The sequence below is a fragment of the Aquirufa nivalisilvae genome, from assembly GCF_003143535.1.
In the GTDB taxonomy this organism is placed as follows: domain Bacteria; phylum Bacteroidota; class Bacteroidia; order Cytophagales; family Spirosomataceae; genus Aquirufa; species Aquirufa nivalisilvae.
On the sequence record NZ_CP029346.1, the window covers coordinates 106,191 to 128,532 of the forward strand.

The 22,342-nt window shown below is 38.6% G+C and carries 19 protein-coding genes; 7 read left to right on the forward strand and 12 right to left on the reverse strand.

Annotation, left to right across the window (positions count from 1 at the left end):
- Positions 1-28 precede the first annotated feature (28 nt).
- From HME7025_RS00570 to HME7025_RS00590, 5 genes are all read right to left on the reverse strand, one after another.
- Positions 29-3,679 (reverse strand): PVC-type heme-binding CxxCH protein, encoded by a 3,651-nt coding sequence (locus HME7025_RS00570; protein ID WP_109321775.1) that lies wholly within the window; start codon positions 3,677-3,679, stop codon positions 29-31.
- Between the two features lie 25 nt (positions 3,680-3,704).
- Complete coding sequence (locus tag HME7025_RS00575; protein ID WP_109321776.1) at positions 3,705-4,817, reverse strand: Gfo/Idh/MocA family protein; 1,113 nt, start codon at positions 4,815-4,817, stop codon at positions 3,705-3,707.
- A 78-nt stretch (positions 4,818-4,895) separates the two neighbouring features.
- Positions 4,896-5,780, reverse strand: a complete 885-nt coding sequence (locus tag HME7025_RS00580) for a DMT family transporter (protein WP_109321777.1) — start codon at positions 5,778-5,780, stop codon at positions 4,896-4,898.
- Positions 5,780-6,856, reverse strand: coding sequence for an LptF/LptG family permease (locus tag HME7025_RS00585; protein ID WP_109321778.1), 1,077 nt, complete (start codon positions 6,854-6,856; stop codon positions 5,780-5,782). The genes HME7025_RS00580 and HME7025_RS00585 overlap by 1 nt, the downstream gene beginning before the upstream one ends.
- On the reverse strand, positions 6,856-7,254 hold the full coding sequence (locus HME7025_RS00590) for a DUF983 domain-containing protein (protein ID WP_226998246.1): 399 nt from the start codon (positions 7,252-7,254) through the stop codon (positions 6,856-6,858). Before HME7025_RS00590 ends, HME7025_RS00585 begins: the two co-directional genes overlap by 1 nt.
- Positions 7,255-7,364: 110 nt before the next feature.
- Between HME7025_RS00590 and HME7025_RS00595 the strand changes: the two genes are divergently transcribed.
- The 3 genes from HME7025_RS00595 to HME7025_RS00605 are packed head-to-tail and all read left to right on the forward strand — an operon-like array spanning position 7,365 to position 9,226.
- Complete coding sequence (locus HME7025_RS00595; RefSeq protein WP_109321779.1) at positions 7,365-7,802, forward strand: hypothetical protein; 438 nt, start codon at positions 7,365-7,367, stop codon at positions 7,800-7,802.
- 1 nt (position 7,803) lies between these two features.
- Positions 7,804-8,316 (forward strand): D-glycero-alpha-D-manno-heptose-1,7-bisphosphate 7-phosphatase, encoded by a 513-nt coding sequence (locus HME7025_RS00600; RefSeq protein ID WP_109321780.1) that lies wholly within the window; start codon positions 7,804-7,806, stop codon positions 8,314-8,316.
- A 4-nt stretch (positions 8,317-8,320) separates the two neighbouring features.
- Entirely contained in the window at positions 8,321-9,226 is a 906-nt protein-coding gene (locus HME7025_RS00605; RefSeq protein ID WP_109321781.1) for an aldo/keto reductase, read from the forward strand.
- 42 nt (positions 9,227-9,268) lie between these two features.
- Here the strand turns inward: HME7025_RS00605 and rnr are convergent, their stop codons facing one another.
- Complete coding sequence (gene rnr, locus HME7025_RS00610; RefSeq protein ID WP_109321782.1) at positions 9,269-11,530, reverse strand: ribonuclease R; 2,262 nt, start codon at positions 11,528-11,530, stop codon at positions 9,269-9,271.
- A gap of 224 nt (positions 11,531-11,754) precedes the next feature.
- On the opposite strand from rnr, the gene HME7025_RS00615 reads away from it, so the two are divergent.
- From HME7025_RS00615 to thrC, 4 genes are read left to right on the forward strand one after another with little or no spacing between them, the layout of a single operon-like run.
- On the forward strand, positions 11,755-12,765 hold the full coding sequence (locus HME7025_RS00615) for a M28 family peptidase (RefSeq protein ID WP_109321783.1): 1,011 nt from the start codon (positions 11,755-11,757) through the stop codon (positions 12,763-12,765).
- Position 12,766: 1 nt separating this feature from the next.
- The gene (gene gcvT, locus HME7025_RS00620) at positions 12,767-13,855 is read left to right on the forward strand and encodes a glycine cleavage system aminomethyltransferase GcvT (RefSeq protein ID WP_109321784.1); all 1,089 of its coding nucleotides are present in this window, start codon (positions 12,767-12,769) and stop codon (positions 13,853-13,855) included.
- A gap of 7 nt (positions 13,856-13,862) precedes the next feature.
- The gene (locus HME7025_RS00625; protein WP_109321785.1) at positions 13,863-14,567 is read left to right on the forward strand and encodes a 2-phosphosulfolactate phosphatase; all 705 of its coding nucleotides are present in this window, start codon (positions 13,863-13,865) and stop codon (positions 14,565-14,567) included.
- Positions 14,568-14,610: 43 nt separating this feature from the next.
- Positions 14,611-15,918 carry a threonine synthase gene (thrC, locus tag HME7025_RS00630; protein ID WP_109321786.1) on the forward strand — a complete coding sequence of 436 codons (1,308 nt, stop codon included), beginning with the start codon at positions 14,611-14,613 and terminating at the stop codon, positions 15,916-15,918.
- 112 nt (positions 15,919-16,030) lie between these two features.
- On the opposite strand, the gene HME7025_RS00635 is transcribed toward thrC, so the two are convergent.
- From HME7025_RS00635 to HME7025_RS00660, 6 genes are all read right to left on the reverse strand, one after another.
- On the reverse strand, positions 16,031-16,393 hold the full coding sequence (locus HME7025_RS00635) for a hypothetical protein (protein WP_109321787.1): 363 nt from the start codon (positions 16,391-16,393) through the stop codon (positions 16,031-16,033).
- Positions 16,394-16,531: 138 nt separating this feature from the next.
- Positions 16,532-17,869, reverse strand: a complete 1,338-nt coding sequence (locus HME7025_RS00640) for a hypothetical protein (RefSeq protein WP_109321788.1) — start codon at positions 17,867-17,869, stop codon at positions 16,532-16,534.
- Positions 17,870-17,887: 18 nt separating this feature from the next.
- Entirely contained in the window at positions 17,888-19,474 is a 1,587-nt protein-coding gene (locus HME7025_RS00645) for a hypothetical protein (RefSeq protein WP_154401910.1), read from the reverse strand.
- Positions 19,475-20,212 (reverse strand): glycosyltransferase family 2 protein, encoded by a 738-nt coding sequence (locus HME7025_RS00650; protein ID WP_109321790.1) that lies wholly within the window; start codon positions 20,210-20,212, stop codon positions 19,475-19,477.
- A 4-nt stretch (positions 20,213-20,216) separates the two neighbouring features.
- On the reverse strand, positions 20,217-21,281 hold the full coding sequence (locus HME7025_RS00655; RefSeq protein ID WP_109321791.1) for an NAD-dependent epimerase/dehydratase family protein: 1,065 nt from the start codon (positions 21,279-21,281) through the stop codon (positions 20,217-20,219).
- Positions 21,281-22,336: an NAD-dependent epimerase/dehydratase family protein gene (locus HME7025_RS00660; RefSeq protein ID WP_109321792.1), complete on the reverse strand. Its 1,056-nt coding sequence runs from the start codon at positions 22,334-22,336 to the stop codon at positions 21,281-21,283. The genes HME7025_RS00655 and HME7025_RS00660 overlap by 1 nt, the downstream gene beginning before the upstream one ends.
- Positions 22,337-22,342: the final 6 nt, after the last annotated feature.

Consider the following 22,342-nt stretch of genomic DNA (forward strand, 5'->3'; position numbering starts at 1 on the left):
GCACCGCTTCTTTTTATTTGATTTTGGATTATTCTACTTTCATCACTCCATTCATGATTCTCCAGTGACCTGGGAATGTGCATAAATACGGGTAATTCCCTTTGGTTGTAGGGGCTTTGAATACCAATTTAGCTCTTCCATCTGGATCCACTAAAGCAGTATAAGCAATCACCTCTGGAATATTAGGAATATAATTCTTTTGAGCTCCATCGGCTGCTGTAATCATCTTATCAGCCGCTAAACCTATTTTCTCTTGGCTACCCATTTGACCAATCACTAAATTGTGCTGCATAGCGTCAATGTTTTCAAAGATGATTTCCACATTGGCTCCAGCGGGAACACTAAATTCACGAATGTCAAATTGCATGGCTTCTTTTACTGTTTTGATGACCTTTCTAACGACATTGGCGGAACTAGCATTATTGGCAATTTCAATTTTCCAAGTTGTAGCTAAACGTTCGTAGTAGTCAAAATCGCTTGGACGAATAGTTGTTCCAATCTTTTTGAAATAGGCTAAATTTTCTGCAGATAATTTCGGGTCTTTTCTTGCATTCCAAGTAGCGGAAGCTCCTTTTAAGGCAGCACCAAAAGCTGGAGATTCAATGATCTCAATGCTTTTTAACGCATTCACTAATTCATCTCCAGACCAAGTAGAAGCTCCCCCACGGAAGACTTTTTCCATCATGTATACATTCAAAGAACTTGGTCCACTCACTTCTAGCGCTTTGCGGTAGGTATTGTTGTTACGAACACTTTCTGGCAATGCTCCCGTTTTGTCGATCTGAATTTCCATGCTGTAAGAACCAGCAACATCGGCACTCCAACCAAAATTACCCGTCCAAGGACCATTAGTGTTTTTAGTTACGGAAACCGTTTCTCCAGGAGCTACTCCATCCGTAAAAGTGAAGGACTCCATGTCGATCCTACGGCCCATACCTTCAATCTTTAAGAATACAGGTAAAACTTTTCCTTTTTCTAAAGCTTGATCTCCTTTGTTTTTGATTCGGATGACAAAGGAAGCGTTCTCTCTTAACTTGAACTGTCCGCCTTTAATTTGTACTTCGGTCACAACTAAATCTAGTCCTTTACTTTGACCATCAACTGCGGGATTGTTTAACTCCTTCCCTACTTTTTCAGCTGTGGCAACAGGCTTTCTTTTTCCTTCAGTTACGATGAAATCCTTCATTCTTTGTCCACCTTTAGTCATGGTCCATGCAGAAAAAGCTTCAGGTAACCAGCGATCACGATTGTTTTGTTCTTTGGCAATTTTGGCGTCCATGGCCTTGTTCAATTCTGGACTTTCTGGCATTTCGATGCTAGCTAATACTGCGTGTAAGGCTACTAAAGTATCTTTGTCGTTCAGTACGTTTTTCTGTATCAAAACTTTAGACCATGCCTGCGTTCTAGGCAAAACTTGAACAGCATTTTTACGTACTGCGGCACTTGGGTGGTTTAATGCAAGACTTAATGCTGCTTTTACACTAGGAAGTTCTAATGCTTGTAATCCTTCCAAGGTTCTCAATGCATGAATAGCTCCTACATTTAATCCCAATTCATCTACTTTTTTGTTGGCGATGAGCGCGATTAATGCTGGTACAATGTCCTTTTTGCCACGCTCTACTAACAACCTTTGAGCGTGTAAGCGCCAAAATAAATTGTTGTTGGATAGGGCTTTGATGCAAGCAGCAGGATCATTGGCAGACAGACTAATAGGCTGATAATTAGGCGCTTGATTCCAGCCAACACGGTAGATCCGCCCATGTGTATAATCACGTAAATCTGTTTCGTATGCATTACCTGTTCCATTAGCAAATCCTCTTGGAACTGGATTATGTTGAATGATGAAACTATACCAGTCAGCAATCCAAACGGCACCATCTGGACCAACTTGTGCAAATACAGGAGAAACCCATTCGTCGGCACCAGCCAATAAGTTAAATGCTTCCACATCATTAAAATCACTACCCGATTTCACCAAATTATTTTGGTGGACTACGTGTCCTGTGGGTTCAGAAACGAAAGCGATTTTATTCCAATATTTTTTTGGAAAGGATCTTGCCGAATAGAAATTGTGACCTGCTGCGGCCGTAAAACCACCAAAAACGTCAACCTGACGTACTTTTTTGGTGATAGGCTTCATGTCCTTATGTGTATCGGTGCTTTTGCTACCGTTGAAAGAATAGGGAGCTTGCCAGATATATTTGTTAGGAATAGGGATGTACCAACCATGTGAGTTATTAGCTGTAGAACCAAAGGCATCACCAGCTTCGTTGAAATCAAATCCCCAGGTATTGTTGGAGGTATTGGTCACATGTTCCATTTTAGAACCGTCAGGTTTAAAACGGAAAAATGCATTTCCGAAATTCAGCGAATCGTTGCCTACTTTTCCTTTGAATCCTGAGTAACCAACGGAACCCCAAATCCAGTTGTCGAAACCATAATGTAGGTTAGATGGCCCTGCATGTGTATCACCTGTACCAAAACCCGTGATTAATTCTTGCTTTAGATCTGCTTTATCATCCCCATCTGTATCTTTCAAAAATAAGATATGGGGTGCTTGAGAAATGATTAAACCGCCATTGGCAAAAACCATCCCTGTTGGGATGCTAAGACCTTCAGCAAATCGGGTAAATTTATCGGCCTTACCATCTTTGTTGGTGTCCTCACACATTAAAATGTAGTCGCTACCGCCGGTATTTTTACGTTCGTTTGGATAGTCTTTGGTGATTAAAACAAATAATCGGCCTTTCTCATCCCATGCCATGGCAATGGGGTGCATGACATCTGGTTCTGCGGCAAAAACCGTTAGGTTAAAATCAACTGGGATTTGGATGTATTTAACGGATTCTTCTGGGCTCAAAGGCAATTGTTGTAATTGTGGACCCTGTCTTTTTTCGTAATTAGGTAAATTGGCTTCACGGTAAGACAAAGGAGCCAATTTTAAGTTTTCTAATAAAGTGGCTTTGTCTTTTCCAACAGCATACAATATCCCTTGTTCCACTAAGGTTTGGAAGCCGGTCGTTTCCCAAGTTCTTTCATCGTGTCCATAGGCAGTATAGAAAACATTTCCTTTTCCATAAGTTCGTACCCAAGTATAGGGTTCAGTAGCTTGGCCCGGTTTATCTTTGGCTTGTTCTGGTCCGATGATACGTGATTGAATCACGTTATTGTCGGCTTGTAATTGGCTGTGCAAATAAGTTTCATCCACGGTTTTGATACCTGGGAAGCCTTTTAAAACAGGATGCTGAGGCTGTACATTTTGAATCTGAATGGAATCCATTTTATGACGCCAAAACTGTCCACCCACCATTTTTACATATTCTGGGGAGTTTCTAAAACAGAAAGAAGCACAGTGTAGCGCTACAAGTCCATGACCAGAACCAATGTATTCCAGCAATGCTTTTTCTTGTGGTTTTGGAATGGAATCATGATTGGCAAAAATGATCAAACCATCAAACTTGTTTAGATAGCTCGGATTTAGGTCTTTTAGTGACTCGGTATAGGTCAAATTAATGCCTTTTACTCCTAGAGCAGACTGTAAAGAAGGAAAGCGGTCTAACGGTTTATGATGACCACGATCCCCTAAAAAAAGCATTTCTAATCTTCTTGGCTTTTGGTTTTGTGCCAAAAGTTGAAAGGAAGCAGCCAATAATAAAAGGAAACAAGTAAATTTTTTCATGTGTTGTTTTGCCTACGCTAAAAGATTAAAATTCAGGGATTTCGATGATTTTACCACCTTGAAGAGCAGATTCATGCGCTAATATGCCGACAGATGTCCAATTGGCCGACTGAGGAGCATTAGGGAATGGATCGCGATCTTGGGCTAGTGCTTGTAAAAATTCATTGACTAAATGCGGGTGGGAACCTCCATGGCCTCCACCTTGAGTGAATGAAAGGTGTGTATTATCGCTTTCATCGTAAACGCCCTTTGTAGTAAAACGTTGAATTTCTTCTGGTAAATAATGTGCGAAATCGGGGGTTGCTACTTTTTCTGGAATTTCTGGTTCAGGTTTTTTAGCAGTATGTACAACAAGTTCTTCCCCTTCAATCAATGGCCATTCCACACTTTTTTTAGAACCATATACTTCAAAGCTTTCACGGTATTGACGGGCTACGTCAAAAAGTGAGCGATAAACAACAGCACTTAAGTCTGAATTTCGGAATTTAATGTGGGCTGATTCTACTGCAAATGGAGAGTTATAATGTTGAATTAATTCTTCGCGAATGGTACCTGAGCCAAAGCAAGATACATATTCTGCTTCTAATCGTAATAAACCTGCCACTGGACCTACGCAGTGGGTAGCATAGTGCATCGGAGGTAAACCTGGCCAATAATCAGGCCATCCATCCATGTCTTGTTGGTGTGAGCCTTTCAAGAATTGAATCTTTCCGAGTTCTCCTTTTTCATATAATTCTTTGATGTAAAGAAACTCACGGGAATAAACCACCGTTTCCATCATCATGTATTTTTTCCCCATTTTTCGACTAGCCTCTACGATCGCTTTGCACTCTTCAACCGTAGTGGCCATAGGAACGGTACAAGCCACATGTTTGCCCGCTAATAAGGCTTGAAGTGTCTGCTGTGCGTGTAAATGGATAGGAGAATTAATATGAACGACATCCACATTCGGATCTTGAAGTAGTTGTTCAAAGTCGGTATATCGGGTTGCTATACCGTAAGCGTCGCCAATCGAATTTAGTTTTTCCTCGTTTCTTTGGCAGATGGCATACATGTTGGCCAATGGGTGCTTTAAATAAATGGGGATAAATTCGGCTCCAAAACCAAGGCCGACAATGGCAACGTTGAATTTTTTCATAGTAGATTGTATGATTAATAAATAGAATGAAGCTTTTAGGCTTCATCCGTTTGATTAAAAGGCAATATCAGAATTTTTTTACTCTTTTTTACCTGATTTTATTAAGAAGGGATGAATCATGACAGTCATGACCAGAAGGGATGTGCCCCAGTAAAAACCGGAATGCATAATCTCTTTGCTTCCAAAGATGAAAACGGCTAATAAAATGCCATATACGGGCTCAAGTGTAATCACGAGATTGATGGAGAAAACAGAGAATACGCGGTATAAGCGGATGGTTTCTGTATACGCATAAACGGTACAAACAATGGCCAAAATGCTGATCCAAAGCCAATCTAGGCCTAGAGGCATAAAATGCTCCATATTACTCGAAAATCCATAGATCCAGACCAGCCCGGTGATTATTCCAGCCGTAATCATTTCATATACAGTTATGAGTCTTGGGTCATACTGGTGGGTATATTTCCCATTGATGACAGAAAAAAGGGCACCGAAAAAACCAGAAGCAATACCCATGAGGAGGCCTAAGGCTTGGGCTTGTTCTACTGAGAAAATGATGATGAGGGCTATGATGACAAGAACCCCTAAAAACACTTCTACCCGTTTGATTTTTTCTTTTTTTGTCCAAGGCTCTAATAAGCTAGTCCAAAAGGTTTGAGTGGATAATCCTGCTAAACACATGGCAACAGTTGAGACTTTGGCAGCACCGAAAAACAAGAGCCAATGCAGGGCGATGAAAAGGCCATTTAGAATCCATTGGTATAAAATGTTCTTGGGAACCCGAAAACTGACCTGTTGAAAACGAAGAATGGCCAGCAAAAAGATCGAGCTAATGACGCATCGAAAAAAGACGATACTAAGTGCATTGGCTTGAGTGGCATTACCTAGTATAGCGGTAAAGGCATATAAGATTACAATGAAGTGAATCTTCAAATAGTCAATAAATCGCGGAGCCTGTCTCATTATCTAGGGAGGGTATAGTAGAGACCAATACCAATGCCGCCAAAAATGATGTTGGGTAACCAAACGGCTAACAGCGGAGGCATACCACCTCCCTCGGCTATTCCTTTACTCATCATAAAGAATAGAATGTAAACAAAGGCTAGGGAGAAACCCAATGCGATTTGAAAACCAACGCCTCCTCGGGATTTTCTAGCAGAAACTAAAAAGCCAATGATGGTGAGAATGATGACGGAAAATGGGTTTGCAAAGCGAAGGTATTTTTCAATTAAGAAAATTTCGATACCATCTGCTCCTCTTGAACGAACCAGTTGAATGTGCCTTTCCAATTCAGGAAGGGTAAAGGTCTCGTGAAGGAGGTGTTTATTTTGAAAATCTTTGGGATATAAGTTGAGTGTCGTATCGATTTTAGAACCAAATACAATACCTGTTTTTTTACCTACCAATGTTCTGATTCGATAATCATGAATCGTCCATTTCTTACGAACAGAATCCCAGGTAATGTGGTCAGACATTAGCTTTTCTTTGATTTCATTATTGGAAATTCGTTCTAAACTGAAGCGGTAACCCGTATTGGTACTATTATCGTAGCTTTCAATGTAGGCATAGATTTCTGGAGCAATTTTGATATGCACATCCCGCTTATCAAAGAAATAGGTGTTGTTGATGTATTTATGCTCAAAAGGTACTCGAATTTTATTGGCATTGGGGACAATCCAGCCAATCATAATGAAAGTTCCTACAGCGACAATGCTTGACCCAATTAGATAGGGTCTCATGAGTCGAGTGAAACTGACACCTGAACTTAAGATGGCAATTATTTCCGTTTTGGCTGCTAGGTTAGCGGTGAAGAAAACCGTGGCAATAAAAACCATTAAGGGACTAATGTAATTCGCCCAATAAGGAATAAAATTCAAGTAATAGTCGAAAAGAATCTCATTCAACGGAGCTTGTTTACGGATAAAATCGTCGATTTTTTCTGTGTAATCAATCACCATCACAATCAATACAATCAAAAAAACTGCGAAAACATACGTTTTCAGAAATTTTTTCAGAATGTATAGATCCAGTATTTTCATTATTTAGTTTGTGCAGAACCTGCAGCATCAGGTTTGTATTTAACCATGGAAAACAAGTGAATGAAGATGACGCGAGCCATACGGAAATTGAATGGAACCATGAGTAAAGAAACCACGGTGATAGGAATGATATAGCCTTCTGCAGATGGATCCCCAAAGAAATTATAAATGATGACACCACCAATAATCATGATACCAACCGTAAAAGCGTATGAGATATACATGGCTCCAAAGAAGAAACCTGGCTCTACTTCATAGCGAAGTCCGCAAGAAGGGCAATTCTCGTGCATTTCGCTGAACTTGAAAATATTCCACCATTTGTGAGTAAAAATTCGGCCTTCATGGCATTGAGGGCAACGCGCATTGGCAGCGGCTACTAATTTGGATGGGTTTGACATATTTTCTGTTTTAAAGGGACAAAGGTAAAGAAAATTCAAGGATTAATTTGAAAGCGGTCGGGCATCTTCGGGGAATTTGTATCTTTGTAAATAACTAAAACTACCACCTTATGTATGCTATTTTATTGAATGTACACTCGTACTTACGCTGGCTTGTTCTTATCCTAGGAATCTTAGCTATTTATAGAGGTTTTAAAGGGGCGCAATCTGGAGCACCATTTACTGAATCCGACAGAAAATCAGGTTTATTTTTCTTGATTTCTGTACACACGCAGCTATTGATTGGCTTATTATTGTATTTTGTATTTAGTCCGATTACGCAGGCTGCATTTGCTGATTTTGGCGCTGCGATGAAAGACCCAGCAGTTAGATTAATTGCAGTAGAGCATATCACAGTCAATATTTTGGCTGCTATTTTGGTGACAGTGGCTTATTCAAAAAACAAGAAAGCCATTGCAGATGCTCAAAAACACAAGAATGCTTGGTTGTTATTTGGTATTGCTTTGCTTTTGATTTTAAGTCGTATTCCTTGGAGTCGTTTAGCTTAATATGAGTAATAAATGCGTTTTTTTGGATCGGGATGGAGTGCTGAATGTAGATCGAGTGGATTATGTTTACCATCTAGGTCATTTTATTATTCCAGAAGGGGTTGTGGAGGCTTTGAAAGCATTGAAAGAAGCAGGCTATTTGTTGATTGTTATTACGAATCAGAGTGGTATTGCTAAGGGTATATACGAAAGAAAAGACGTTCAACTCATCCATGATGCTCTCCAAGAGGCTAGTGGAGGGGCATTGGATGATTTGTATTTTTGTCCTTACCATGAATTGCATGATAGTGCTTCATTGACAAGGAAGCCAGGTTCTTTATTAATTGAGAAAGCTGCGGCTAAATATGACGTTGACATGTCCCAGTCTTATATGGTGGGAGATCATGAAAGGGATATTTTAGCTGGCACAAGGGCTGGACTTCGGACTATTCGAATTGCGGAGGAAGGAACAGTCACACAGGCAACATTTTTAGTGAAAGATTTATTAGCAGCATCTAACATTATATTATCGTAGAAATATGGAAAAGATTTATTTGAGTGACGCCGGCCCGAAAGTTTCTCCTGCTATTTATGGTTTTTGGAGATGGGAAAAGGAAAGTGCTAACAGTTTAAAGGACATGGACCAAATCGTTCATTTGTGTTTGGAATTGGGCATCAATACTTTTGACCATGCTGACCGTTATGGAAAATATAGCTGCGAAAGTCTTTTCGGAAAAGTACTTGCCAATAAATCATTTAAACGCAGTGATGTTGTTTTGTTTTCAAAATGTGGGGTGAATATTCCAGATTCTTCGAAGCCAGAAATCAGAGTGAGTCATGTGGATAGTTCGGCTAAGCACATTACGACCAGTGTGGAAAACTCTTTAAGAAATTTACAGACAGATTATTTGGATGTATTTTTATTAGATCAATTGGACCCGCTTTCGGATTTAGAAAGCACGGTTTTAGCTTTAGAGAAGTTAAAAAGCTCAGGAAAGGTAAAGAACATAGGTGTTTCTAATTTCTCGGTTTATCAGCACCAATTATTGGAGTCATTTTTATCTATTCCTGTCGTTTCTAACCACATTGATTTGAATTTGTTAAATACTTCTGCTTTGGATAATGGGGCATTGGATTATGTCAAGCAAAAATACATGCGTCCTTTAGCAGTATCTCCATTGGGAGGTGGTCGTATCGAACATGGCACGGATGAATTGGCCTTGAAAGTTCGTAAGAAATTGGTTGAAATGGCCGAGAAATATGAAAGTAATATTGAATCTATTGCAGTTGCTTGGATTGTTAAATTGGGGGCTCTGCCTTTGATTGGGACCTTGGAAGAAAAACGAATTCGCAATATTGTGAATTCATTTAGTGTCAAATTAGACCATCAAGATTGGTATGAATTGTACCATACGACACGCCCAGCACCCATAGTGCACGATTAAATTATCAATAAGATTTGTCAACTTTTTAAAAGTTGACAAATCTTATCTTCTTTTACGACCAATATTATTTCTACGGTCTTTCCCTCTTGGAATTACGTTAGCCGGGCGCCCTTCTCTGCGTCTGATGCGGTTATTTCCAAAACGATCTCCACCAGACTTCATCCCGATTAATTCTAGGTCAATGGTTCTTTTAGCTAAATTGGTATCCCTCACTTTTACTTTTACCGCATCTCCAAACGAGAAAACACGTCCGTTGGATTTACCTACAATACGATAATTTTCTTTATCTAAATCATAATAATCGTCGTTCAAGTCGACCATCCTTACTAATCCTTCACAAGAAGTCTCGCCAATCTCGACAAAGATTCCAAATTCCGTTACTCCTGTGATGATACCATCAAAAACTTGAGGTTCATGCAAGGACATATATTCTACTTGTTTGTATTTCACAGAAGCTCTTTCGGCATCGGCGGCAAGTTTTTCTCTATCCGAACAATGCTTGCATTGAATTTCCAGTGGTGCCCTTTCTGGGGAAGCACCTTTGTCTAAGTAAAGCTGCAATAAACGATGCGTCATGACATCTGGATATCGACGAATCGGGCTAGTAAAGTGCGAGTAAAAAGGGAAAGCTAAACCGAAGTGCCCAATGGCATCGGTACTATAGCGCGCTTTCGACATGGTTCTTACCGCTAAGCTTTGCAATACATGTTCTTCTGCTTTACCTTCCACGTTTTCCATTAGGGCATTAAACGATTGGGAAACTTGCTTAGGTTCAGTTGATACTTGATAGCCAAATTTCTTAGCAAAAGCAGAAAATACACGTAATTTTTCTGGGTCAGGAGCCTCGTGTACTCGGTAAACCATCGTATTTCGAGGTTCTGTTTTTTTCAATTCATGCACGTATTCAGCTACTTTTTTATTAGCCATCAGCATGAATTCCTCGATTAATTTATGGGCATCTTTTCTCTCTCTTGGAAATACAGCCAAAGGTGTCCCATTTTCATCCAATTCAAATTTTACTTCAACTGTTTCAAAGTTGACCGAACCATGCTTGAATCTGTGATCTCGTAGTTTTTTAGCTATTCGATTCAAGTCCTTGATCACGGGTTCGTAAGCATCAATTTCTTCTCCTTCGTTTTCAATTAAAACTTGAGCTTCTTCGTAAGCAAATCTGCGATCAGAGTGGATGACAGTTCTACCAAACCACTCCTTGACAATTATACCATTTGGATCAAACTCTAAAAGGGTAGAGAATGTTAATTTATCTTCATGGGGTCTCAAAGAACACAAACCATTGGATAGTTTTTCGGGTAACATGGGCACCACTCGGTCTACTAAATAGACAGAAGTAGCACGTCGAAATGCTTCTTGATCCAAAATACTACCAGGTTTCACATAATGGGAAACATCGGCAATGTGAACGCCAATTTCTGTGTTTCCATTGGCTAGCTTTTGATAACTAATAGCGTCATCAAAATCTTTGGCATCTTTCGGGTCAATCGTAAAACTTAAAATCTTACGCAGGTCTTTTCTCTTTTTAATTTCCTCTTTAGAAATTTCAGTTGAAATAGCTTCTGCTGCCAATTCTACCATTTCTGGGAACTCATAAGGCAAGCCAAATTCGGCTAAAATGGAGTGCATTTCTGTCTCATTTTCGCCTGCTTTGCCTAGTATTTTAATGACTCTACCTTCTGCTTTTTTGCCAGGTGTTCCCCAACGGGTAACCTCCACAATGACTTTATCTAAGTGATTGGCTTGTAAAGTCTTTGTTTTTGGAATGTAGATATCCTCATAGATTTTTTTGGAATCAGGAATGAGGAAAGAATAATGGGGTGTTACTTGAATGACCCCAACTATTTCAAATGATTTCCTTTCTAAAATCTCTATAACTTCACCTTCTGGACGGTCATTTTTCTTTTTCTCGGATGGTCTTCTTGCTTGAACACGTACACGATCTCCGTCTTTGGCATTCATCAAATCAGCTGTAGCCACCCAAACATCTTTGCTTCCGTCATCTGGAATAACAAATGCGAATCTTGCATTGACATGATCAACACGGCCTTCAATTTGAAAGGATTCATTATCAAAACGGTAATTACCATCGGATTGTCGAATCAACCGATTCTCGATGACTAATTTTTGTACCAAATCAGCGTATAGCTCTTTGGTTTTACGGTCACGGATGGCAAATGCCTTATGAATTTGATTAATGGAGTAGGAACGATAGTCGTTCAACTCAAAAAATTCTAGGATGTCTTTTTGTAAACTAGCCAAAAAACGTTGTTCCTTAGGGGAAGTTGGCATATAAATGAAATTTAAAACTTACCCGAAGGTACGGGTTTTTACTTTTAGAATGATTATCAGTAGTTTATTTCCTTTCCTACATTCGATTTTCAAGATTTTTCATAAAAATGTAGGCTTATCATCTCAATTTCAAGAAATTGTCTCATCAGGGGATTAATTCCAAGGGCTTCATTCCCTAATCCTAATTCTATTTAGTACTTTTGGGCTTGTTTTTCCTAATATTCATGAATCGATCTAGGGTTGCTCTATTATTGTTACTTGTCTTTATCCTCTCAGGCGTTGTTTATTGGTTTCAGAGTACCAGTAAAGTTAGTGAAGAGAAAACGGCAGCCGTTCAATTAGTAGATACCCCGAATTTTAGTGCGGATTCTGCCTATGCTTATGTCAAGCAGCAAGTGGATTTTGGTCCAAGGGTTCCTGGGACTAATGCTCATCAAAAGTGCCAAGATTGGATTATTGCTAAGTTGAAATCCTATGGTTTACAAGTGAGCACGCAGCCATTTACAGCAACTAATTACGCAGGTAAAGTATTAAAAGGAACCAATATCATGGCCCAGTTTCAGCCAGAAATTGGGAAACGAATTTTATTGGCGGCACATTGGGATTCTAGAGCGGTAGCGGATAAGGATTCCATTCGGAAAAATGAACCAATCGATGCAGCGAATGATGGAGGAAGCGGGGTTGGTGTAATGATCGAATTGGCGAGACAATTATCTTCTAGTTCAAAAAAGCCATCTGTTGGAGTAGATTTTCTATTTTTTGATTTAGAAGATACAGGAGAACCCCATGGAGTAGAGACAAACGTTCAAAATACCTGGGCGCTAGGATCACAATATTGGGCGGCTCATATTTTTCCACAAAATTACCGTCCTTTTTATGGAATATTATTGGATATGGTAGGTGCCAAAGGGGCTGTATTTCCTCAAGAATATGGTTCTATGCAATATGCGCCCACCGTTGTTCGGTCCATTTGGTCAGCTGCAGCAGATTTAGGATTTGGGCATTTATTTCTACAAGAAGAAGGCCCAGGAATAACCGACGACCATACGGCGGTCAATGAAGTAGCCAAAATCCAAATGATTGATATTATAGATTTAAGGCCACAGGCTCCTGGAAGTATGGGAGATATCTTTGGTCCGTATCATCATCGACATGGAGATAATTTATCCATTATTGACCCTAAAACCTTACAAGCTGTAGGGCAAACTTTATTACAAGTTTTATATCGAGAATAATATGTCAGAACAATTACAACTCGTTCATTTGAACGATACCCATGTGGCGCTTGGAGCAAAAATGGTCCCTTTTGCTGGATTTAATATGCCTGTTTTATACACCAATTTGATTGAGGAACATATCTGTGTTCGTCAGCAAGTGGGGGTATTTGACGTGAGTCATATGGGGGAGTTTTATTTGAAAGGAGAGAAAGCCTTGGATTTGATTCAATATGTGTGCTCTAATGATGCTTCTAAATTGGTGGATGGAAAAGTTCAATATAGCTGCTTGCCCAATGATCAAGGAGGAATTGTTGACGATTTGTTGGTTTATCGAGTGAAGGAAAATGAATATATGTTGGTGGTGAATGCTTCCAATATTGAAAAGGATTGGAATTGGATTTCATCACACAATAGTTTTGGTGTTGAAATGACAAACCAGAGTGATGAGTATAGTTTGTTTGCCGTGCAAGGCCCCAAAGCCATTTTAGCATTACAAAAATTGACTGATGTAGAATTGTCTTCAATGCCGTACTATTCCTTTAAAATTGGTCAAATGGCGGGTGTTGCTGATGTGATTATTTCTAATACAGGTTATACAGGAGCCGGTGGTTTTGAGATTTATGTCAAAAATGAACAAGCATTATCCATGTGGAATGCGATTTTTGAGGCAGGAGCAGAGTTTGGAATTAAACCGATTGGACTTGGTGCGAGAGATACCTTACGTACAGAAATGGGTTATTGCTTGTATGGACATGATATAGATGATACTACGTCGCCCATTGAGGCTGGATTGGGTTGGATCACATCATTCAATAAAGAGTTTATAGCTTCTGATATTCATGCCAAAATAAAGGCTGAAGGAGCTAAGAAAAAATTAGTGGGATTTGAGATGATTGATCGCGGAATACCACGTCAACATTATCCAATCGTGAATGAAGCTGGGGAGTCAATTGGTGAAGTTACATCTGGAACGCAATCTCCTAACTTATCAAAAGGTATAGGCATGGGATATGTGAAGACAGAATATGCTAAAGTAGGAACGGAAATTTTTGTACAGATTCGTGATAAATCCCTGAAGGCTGTAGTAGTTAAAATGCCATTTATTTAGAGTAATTATGAGAAAAATCGACGTTTGTTTGTCGCCAGAACTCATTCATTTGTATGATGTTCCTTCTCTAGCAGTTGTTGTCGTGGATATTTTTAGGGCGACATCCTGTATGGTGACGGCCTTTGCTCATGGGGCCAAGGAGATTATTCCAGTGGAGAAAATGGACCTTTGCAGTGCTTATGGAGCTAAGGGATATTTGACATCAGCAGAAAGAAATGGTGTTACTCCAGCGGGTTTTGATTTTGATAATTCCCCCTTTAGTTATCAAGTAGATAAGGTAAAAGGAGCAAAGATTTGCGTGACTACGACCAACGGCACTGTGGCTATTCGAAAGTCAAGAAAATCGCCAGCACTTTATGTGGGGGCATTTTTAAATATATCGCGAGTTGCGGAGGCATTGAAAAAATGGGAGGGAGATGCGTTGATTGTTTGTGCAGGCTGGAAAGGGAAGCCTAATCTAGAGGACACTTTATTTGCAGGTGCTTTAATAGATTTATTACATGGTTCTTACCATGTGGCAGATGATGCAGCCATGATGGCTTTGGGAACATATAAGGAGGCTTCGGCTAACTTAATGCAAGCTGTGAAAGGATCTTCTCACGTGAATCGATTGTTGGGATTAGGTATTGAAAAGGATATTAGCTTTTGCTTGGAAAGAGATGTTTATCCAGTGTTGCCTGGTTTAAGAGGTAATAAATTGGTGTTGAAATAAGTATATGATGAAGTAGGTGTGATGCCTAATTAATAATAAGGTGATGAAGTTATATAGTACACAACATCAAAGTCCTGATGTATCATTAGAAGAAGCCATATTTAGGGGTTTGCCACCAGATAATGGCTTGTATATGCCATTGTCTATTGAGAAGATGGATTCTACGTTTTTTGAAACCATTCAAGATAAAAGTTTCCAAGAAATAGCGGAGGCAGTATGCCAACATTTATTGGGGGCAGATTTGACTAAGGACGAAATTCATGGAATTATTAGTCAATCGATGACGTTCGAGGCTCCTTTATTTGATTTGGAAAAAGATGTCGAAGTCTTGGAATTATTCCATGGTCCATCCATGGCATTTAAGGATTTTGGAGCTCGCTTTATGGCGGCGATTATGTCGCACTATTTGTTGAAATCAAAAAGAGAGATTCGCATCTTAGTAGCTACATCTGGAGATACGGGTGGGGCAGTTGCACAAGGTTTTTTTAATACTCCTGGGATTTCAGTTACCATACTTTATCCAAAGGGGAAAGTTTCAGATATTCAGGAAAAGCAATTGACGACTTTGGGTGGTAATGTCCATGCTTTAGAAATAGATGGGACTTTTGATGACTGCCAAAGTTTGGTAAAGCAAGCCTTTTTAGATGAGGAATTGAGGGCCAAATTCAATTTGGCATCAGCTAATTCCATCAATATCTCTCGATTGATTCCTCAATCTTTTTATTATTTCGCTGCTTTTGCAGAGGCGAAAAGAAAGGGATTGAAAATGCCAATAGTATTCTGTGTCCCGAGTGGTAATTTTGGGAACTTGAGTGCGGGCTTAATGGCATATCGCATGGGACTACCAGTAAAGGCATTTGTGGCAGCTTGTAATGAAAATAAAGTAGTACCAGATTATTTAACAACTGGGGAATATAAGCCAAAAACTAGCGTAGAGACCCTTTCCAATGCTATGGATGTAGGGAATCCTTCCAATTTTAGTCGCATGAAATTGCTGGCTGGTGAAAAATGGGAATCTGTAAGGGAATTGGTAAAAGGGTATTTCACGAATGACGAGCAAACGAAGGTAAGTATGAAAGAGGTGTATGATCGGACAGGATATGTCATGTGTCCGCATACGGCAGTGGCTTACGATGGTTTACAGCAATACAAGGCAGAGGTTAAAGAAGAGTTTACAGGAATATTATTGTCGACAGCACACTATGCCAAATTTTTACCAACAGTTGAAACAACATTAGGTCGACAAGTGCCTATCCCAGAGCGTTTGTCAGCACTATTAAGTAAAGAAAAAGTTGCGATTTCCTTGGGAACAGATTACGCTGGTTTTAAGCAGTATTTGCTGGGGAAATAGCCATATTTAAACAACGCAGTCAAGGTTCCGAACCTTGACTGCGTTGTTCGAACGAATCCAAATTTGAACTTATTGTCCAATAAGTTGGATACTTGCATTCAAGTTGAAATGGCTAAAGTAATGCCTTAAACTTATCAAATTCTTGGTAAGCAATAATTCCAATTAAAATAATTAATACAGGACCAGCGCCTAATCCTCCTAGAACTAAGAATTCTAAAACTACAATATTGATGGCAATTGGAGTCAGAATGAGTAATGAAAGAGCTCTTTTGGAAGGTATAAGTAATAAGATGGCACCAATTATTTCTAGTGACTTCACAACTGTCATAAATCCAGTAGGCACCATTAAATTAAAAAAGACAGCTTGATTTCCAGATAGTGGTGGAGTTGGTACAAATTCAAAGAAAAAATTTAGTCCACCGAATAAAAATAGAAAGGCCAGTAAGAGGGTTGGAATCAGTTTTAAGTATTTCATGAGATAGGGTTTTGGAATAAGTTAAAAGAGAAATCTGACAACGCTGTCAAGGTTTTAAACCTTGACAGCGTTAAGGAAAATTAGGAAAAATTTTGGAATTGCCCAATCAATTTATTGATAAAACAATCAGAATATCAACTACTTAATAGCAGGTTTAAATTCGCCTTTGTTTAGCATTTGAACCATCATGAGATGAAGGTCATATTTTTTGACATTCTCTTTACTAAAGCCTAAACCCTGCTTTTCGTGAATGAACAATTGATAATCTTGAAGTAGAAATTCCTTTCTGCTTTTTATCGCAGGATAGTACGTAATGATAGAGCTAAGCCAAAATATCATAGCAACAGGAAGCACCCATTTGGTCGTAAAATTCGAAGAAACAAGATGGGTGGAAAGCACATAAGTAAGTAACATTGCTAATGTGGCAATAATTTTATAATTCCCAATTAAGAAGACAAATGGGCCATATTTAGACCTTAAAACAGCCAATAAAACGCCATTTAAAAGACAAAAAGTTAGACAACCCGCTAGAAAAAGTTGACTAGGATTAGCCATTTCTTGCGAAGTCCATCGATTTAATAAACTTGGATATGTCTTAAGCGCTTTGATGAAAACCCAACGTTGAAAGCCCCAAAGAATAATGATAAATAGCAAAAATCCCATAGTAAAACTAAAGACCAATCTGATACTGGAATCTTGCTCATTGAAGTAGTCAGCCGAGCCTCCCAAAAACACAAAAAAGCCTTGTATACTTTGCCAAGGATGGCCCAATAAATAGATTAAACCATTTTGATTTGCTCCCATACTGGGATAATTCCAGAAAAATAGTGTCAAAAATGTAATGAAAACGACCACCCAAATAACCAACTTTTTCAAGTCAAAAGCGGTTAATAGTATCATTCCTCCTGAGGCAATAAATAGTAAACCATCCGAATTTGACATACAGGCTAACATGGTGCATACTATTCCTGTTACAAATAGTTTGTTGCCACCTCTGCTAAGACAAAACATAGCTAAAAACCCAAATCCAATAACCAAGTTTCTTTGAATGGAGACAATAAACCAAAAAGTATTTAAGTGGTATTGAAAGTTTAAGTAAAGAAAGGGGATGGGTAAAAAGTACCACCATCGATTTTTAAGCGGTAAATTAAACCACATTAAAACAAATATGATGATGATATATAAGTGAGAGGTGAGTAGTAAAGCCTTTAAGTCCAATTGATGAAATACAAAATAATGAACCATCACCCATAAACGAAGTGTCACAATTCGGTGCTCATTATTGGGGAACCAAATCATTTTTAAACGGTCGAACCAGTCTGGATGAGCAAACCAAGCTCTAATGGTCATAGGAGCTTCAAAGTCATCTAACCAAGGGATATTGATTGAAAAGGAAAATAATGACCAAGTAAAAAATACGATAGGTATTAATCCAAGTAAAATAGAAATAAGTTTTAATCGTGGCAAGGAGGGCATTTATAGGAGGAGTGGTCCTTAATTAGTAATCGTTAGCGGAGATAAATATTGGTAAGTTGTAATATGATTCTTGTGAACATTTAGTAAATATACTTGAAAGCGGGGTATTGGCAAAGTATTGGGAATCAATAAATTACTATGTTTAATTCGATTTGGATAGTCATTTGATAAGGCGGATATAAAATATGTTGCTTGCGCAGAATTTGTTTGCTTTAAAACGAGGAACCTTTGATCGGATGAATTACTTTTTTCTTGTAGTTTATCAAAGGACAAAGATAATCTACCATCCTGAAAACGACTTATTTTTGGGGGAATTTGTGTATTATTTTGTTCTCTTAATTCTGGAAATTGAATAGGCAGCTCTTGAGTATCAAATTCATAAAAAGGTTTTTTCAATAATGCCATCGTTTGAGGAGGGCAATCATAAGCGGTAGAGGTTTTGAAATAATAAGCTCCAAAAAGATCTGCCGTCCACCTCTGATTCATTTCTTGCAAGGGTCTTCTTGCCATAAAAAACGAAGCAATCATCCAAGTTCCAGAAAGTAATAATGCCCAAGAAAGTCGAAGTGCTTGTTGTTTGTGGAGAATTAATGAACAGTAAATGGCAACTAGTGTTACATTACCGTACAATAAAAATCGATCAGAAAGAGTAATAAGTTCTAAATCTCCCATGCCAGATCTTCCATAGCAAATGAGAAATCCTGTGGCTAAAATTTGTAAAAAAAGTAAAGATGGAAATGATAGATTAATGCGAAAAGCTCCTAAGATTCGCCAAGTAAAGAACAATATAATGGGAATACCCGCTAATAAATTAAACCATGCTCGCAGGGAATCGGAAATTGGTAAGGCCCAATTGCCCATAAAGATAAAAAGACCCTTTACGAGTGTCCACGATAGATGCCCATTGGAGGAAGAACTACCTGAATAGTCATGAAAATAGAAGAAAATGACCCCAAGGGCTAGTACTGTGAATGGTAATTTTAAGCTTGATTTTCTAGTCCAAAGTACATATCCTACCATGGGCAAAAAGGCAATACCCTCCGTTGAAACAAAAGGGTAAAAAAGGGCTAAAAGAATGACCCAAATGCTATTTTCTGCGTAAAATAGTCCATACGCAATCCAAACTAAAAATAAAATGGAGCCAGTATGCTGTAATACACCTATTAAATTGAAGTTATCTAAATTACCAAATGGTGCAAACAACAGACAAGCGATTCCAAACAAATGCCAAGCAGAGCGTTTGATTTTTTGTATGAATCTAAACAAAGGAATTAAAATCAATACCATTTGAACATTGGCTAGTAGAATGGCGGTTTTGAAATTTAGATTCCCCAAAACAGCAAACTGGATTAATATCCAGATTCTTGAATAGGCTATTCGATGAATATCATTATGAAAATGAAATATATACGCCATATTTTCCTGAAGAGTATGCTGTTTCACATAGTCTAGTAGCTCCAAAAAGGCATAGTCATCTCCCCAATTAGGAAAATTTAGGGTATAAACTTGAAGGCGATAAAAATGAAAGAATAGGAGAGCTCCCATGGCCAAAAACCAAGCCAATTTCTCCTTTACGCGCATGGTTGATGGAAGGAGTGAAAGCATTTATTTTTTTAAATAATCGTTTCTCGAAAGGTACTTTTCGATAAGAATGTACAATAGGATAAAAAGGTATCGACTTCCCATTTCTTTTATTTTCAAATTGGATTGTCCTGCTTTTCTATTGCGCCAAGAATTAGGTAAAACATCATAAGAATAACCACGAATGATAGCCTTTAAGGGCAATTCAATGGTTAAATTAAAATGGGCCGATAAAAAGGGCTTTAGTCCTTCAATCGTGTTTTTTCGATACATTTTAAAGGCATTAGTCGAATCATTGTAAGGAATTCCTACTAACATACGAATGATCGTATTGGCCATGCGATTGATAATGTATTTGTGCTTAGGATAATCATGGGTTGATCCTCCTTTGATAAAGCGTGAACCAAAAACACAGTCTAAATTCTTCTCGACCATTAAACGGTAAAATGCAATCAGATCTTGTGGATCATCGGATAAGTCGGCCATCATGACGGCCACAATATCGCCTTTGAATCGTTCAAGACCATATCGAATGGCATAACCGAAACCATTTGGACCAGGATTGGTATAAATGGTCAAGCTTGAAATACTTTTTTGTAAATTCTCTAGAATGCTTAAGGTTTGATCCTTGGAATTGTCATTCACCACGACAATCTCGTGGTCAATTTCTGCTTGTTGGAGTGCCTGATATAAAGACTCAAGCGTTTCTACGATGGAACCTTCTTCATTATATGCAGGTATGACAATGCTCAGCTTGGACATACCTCTAAGATAAAATAGGTTGTAAAAATGCTTGATCTTGGATAAACCAATCATGTACTTCCTCCAGTAAGGTGGAGACATGTATTTCAGGTTTCCATTGGCTGAAAGCCGTAATTTGACTATTATCTGTGATGTAAATCGGAAGATCGCCAGGACGGTTTTCTTTCGAAGAACCTATCGGAATAGTATTCCCGGTGATTTGAATACATAAATCTGTTAATTCTGCCAGAGAAACACTATTTTCTAATCCGCCACCCACATTGAATATTTGACCTTGATGTATTTCTAGGTGCTGAATTTGCCAAAGGACCAATCGGAATAAGTCTTTGACATGCAGCACATCTCGGATTTGCTGGCCATTCCCTCCATAACCAATGTAAGAAAGGGATTTATTCCAAAAGTGTTTGGCCATCCAAAGCACAATAACCCCTTGATCAATTTTACCCATTTGATAGGGGCCACTTAATACGCCACAACGATTAATGACTGTTGGGATACCAAAATTATGCGCAAATTCTTGAATGATGTATTCAGAAGAAAGCTTGGTAGCACCATATAAAGAACGTAGGCCAGCTAAAGGAAAATTTTCAGCAATACCTTTTTCACTTAAACCTTCAAAGGGCTGTTGCTTCGATAAAACAAAGCGTTTATCCTTTGTTTGGTAATTGATTTGGGATAAAGTATTGTATGGATAAACTCGACTGGTGGAAAGAAATATGAAAGCTGCTTGATGCTTTTTAGCAAAATACAGGGTATTGATGGTTCCATTTAAATTGGTATCAATTAAATATTCTAATTCCCCTGCTTGGCTACCCGCTAACACGGAAGGTTCTGCCGCGGCATCTATGACGACATCTACTTGAGGGATACGATCAAAATCCGTTTTGATTCTAACGTCACCATGAACAAATTTTACCCCCAAAGGAAGGATTTTATTGAGGTTTAACTCAGAACCTCTTCTCGACAAATTATCAAGGCAATATACTTCACAATCAACAAGATGTTGTTTGAAAAGTGCCGCTAAATTTGAGCCGACAAAACCACAACCTCCGGTGATGAGTATCTTCATTATGCTTTGGCTTCCATATAACGGTTGTAAATATCTTGGAATACATCTTCCAAGGATTTAGTGATGTCCCAATTAGGGTAATGGGCCTTCATTTTACGTAAATCGGAGTAGTAACAAATATGATCACCTATACGATTGGTCTCATCATATTTATATTTCATTGGAATGCCGCTTATATTGGAAATGATTTGAAATGCCTCTAAAATGGAAACCGAGTTGGCTTTTCCACCTCCAATATTGTATACCTCCGCGATTCGAGGAGCTTGGATAAATTCTTCAATGAATCTGGCTACGTCATATGAATGTATATTATCTCTTACCTGCTTGCCTTTATAACCAAAAACGGTGTATTCTTTTCGTTCTAAATTACATTTAATCAAATAGCTTAAAAATCCATGTAATTCAACGCCAGCATGGTTAGGACCTGTTAGGCAACCGCCACGTAAACAGGCAGTTGGCATATTAAAATAACGTCCATATTCTTGCACAGAAATATCAGCAGAAACCTTAGATGCACCAAATAGGGAGTGCTTAGATTGATCGATGCTAAAGCTTTCTGAAATTCCATGTTCGTAAGTAGCATCATCGTAGTCAAAACGGGTCTCCAATTCTTTCATTGGAATGAAATTGGGAGCATCACCGTAAACTTTGTTGGTAGATAAATGAACAAATGGAACTGAGGTACTAAATCTACGCAGGGATTCTAATAGGTTAAAAGTACCTACAGCATTGGTATCAAAGTCTTCAAATGGAATGGATGCTGCTCGGTCATGGCTAGGCTGTGCAGCGGTATGAACAATGGCATCAGGACTTATTCTTGGAATCAAATCCAAGACTGCTTGACGATCACGAATGTCTATAGTATGATGTTGATAGGATTCTCCAAATTTGGCTAAACGATCTTGGTTGGTTGAATTGTCACCTTGAGAACCAAAAAATACGGCTCTTTGGTTATTGTCTATTCCGTGCACTTCCCAACCCTTTTCTAAGAAATATTCGCTCACTTCTGAACCAATTAGTCCTAAAGAACCAGTAACCATTAATTTTTTTGACATGTAGCT

Excerpts from the sequence above, each read along its gene's own strand:
- HME7025_RS00655 (WP_109321791.1), bottom strand. The coding sequence starts at position 21,281 with ATGAAGATACTCATCACCGGAGGTTGTGGTTTTGTCGGCTCAAATTTA.
- HME7025_RS00580 (WP_109321777.1), bottom strand. The coding sequence starts at position 5,780 with ATGAGACAGGCTCCGCGATTTATTGACTATTTGAAGATTCACTTCATT.
- HME7025_RS00570 (WP_109321775.1), bottom strand. The coding sequence starts at position 3,679 with ATGAAAAAATTTACTTGTTTCCTTTTATTATTGGCTGCTTCCTTTCAA.
- HME7025_RS00650 (WP_109321790.1), bottom strand. The coding sequence starts at position 20,212 with ATGTCCAAGCTGAGCATTGTCATACCTGCATATAATGAAGAAGGTTCC.
- HME7025_RS00660 (WP_109321792.1), bottom strand. The coding sequence starts at position 22,336 with ATGTCAAAAAAATTAATGGTTACTGGTTCTTTAGGACTAATTGGTTCA.
- thrC (WP_109321786.1), top strand. The coding sequence starts at position 14,611 with ATGAAGTTATATAGTACACAACATCAAAGTCCTGATGTATCATTAGAA.
- HME7025_RS00645 (WP_154401910.1), bottom strand. The coding sequence starts at position 19,474 with ATGCTTTCACTCCTTCCATCAACCATGCGCGTAAAGGAGAAATTGGCT.
- HME7025_RS00590 (WP_226998246.1), bottom strand. The coding sequence starts at position 7,254 with ATGTCAAACCCATCCAAATTAGTAGCCGCTGCCAATGCGCGTTGCCCT.
- HME7025_RS00635 (WP_109321787.1), bottom strand. The coding sequence starts at position 16,393 with ATGAAATACTTAAAACTGATTCCAACCCTCTTACTGGCCTTTCTATTT.
- HME7025_RS00640 (WP_109321788.1), bottom strand. The coding sequence starts at position 17,869 with ATGCCCTCCTTGCCACGATTAAAACTTATTTCTATTTTACTTGGATTA.
- HME7025_RS00600 (WP_109321780.1), top strand. The coding sequence starts at position 7,804 with ATGAGTAATAAATGCGTTTTTTTGGATCGGGATGGAGTGCTGAATGTA.
- HME7025_RS00595 (WP_109321779.1), top strand. The coding sequence starts at position 7,365 with ATGTATGCTATTTTATTGAATGTACACTCGTACTTACGCTGGCTTGTT.
- rnr (WP_109321782.1), bottom strand. The coding sequence starts at position 11,530 with ATGCCAACTTCCCCTAAGGAACAACGTTTTTTGGCTAGTTTACAAAAA.
- gcvT (WP_109321784.1), top strand. The coding sequence starts at position 12,767 with ATGTCAGAACAATTACAACTCGTTCATTTGAACGATACCCATGTGGCG.
- HME7025_RS00605 (WP_109321781.1), top strand. The coding sequence starts at position 8,321 with ATGGAAAAGATTTATTTGAGTGACGCCGGCCCGAAAGTTTCTCCTGCT.
- HME7025_RS00625 (WP_109321785.1), top strand. The coding sequence starts at position 13,863 with ATGAGAAAAATCGACGTTTGTTTGTCGCCAGAACTCATTCATTTGTAT.
- HME7025_RS00585 (WP_109321778.1), bottom strand. The coding sequence starts at position 6,856 with ATGAAAATACTGGATCTATACATTCTGAAAAAATTTCTGAAAACGTAT.
- HME7025_RS00575 (WP_109321776.1), bottom strand. The coding sequence starts at position 4,817 with ATGAAAAAATTCAACGTTGCCATTGTCGGCCTTGGTTTTGGAGCCGAA.
- HME7025_RS00615 (WP_109321783.1), top strand. The coding sequence starts at position 11,755 with ATGAATCGATCTAGGGTTGCTCTATTATTGTTACTTGTCTTTATCCTC.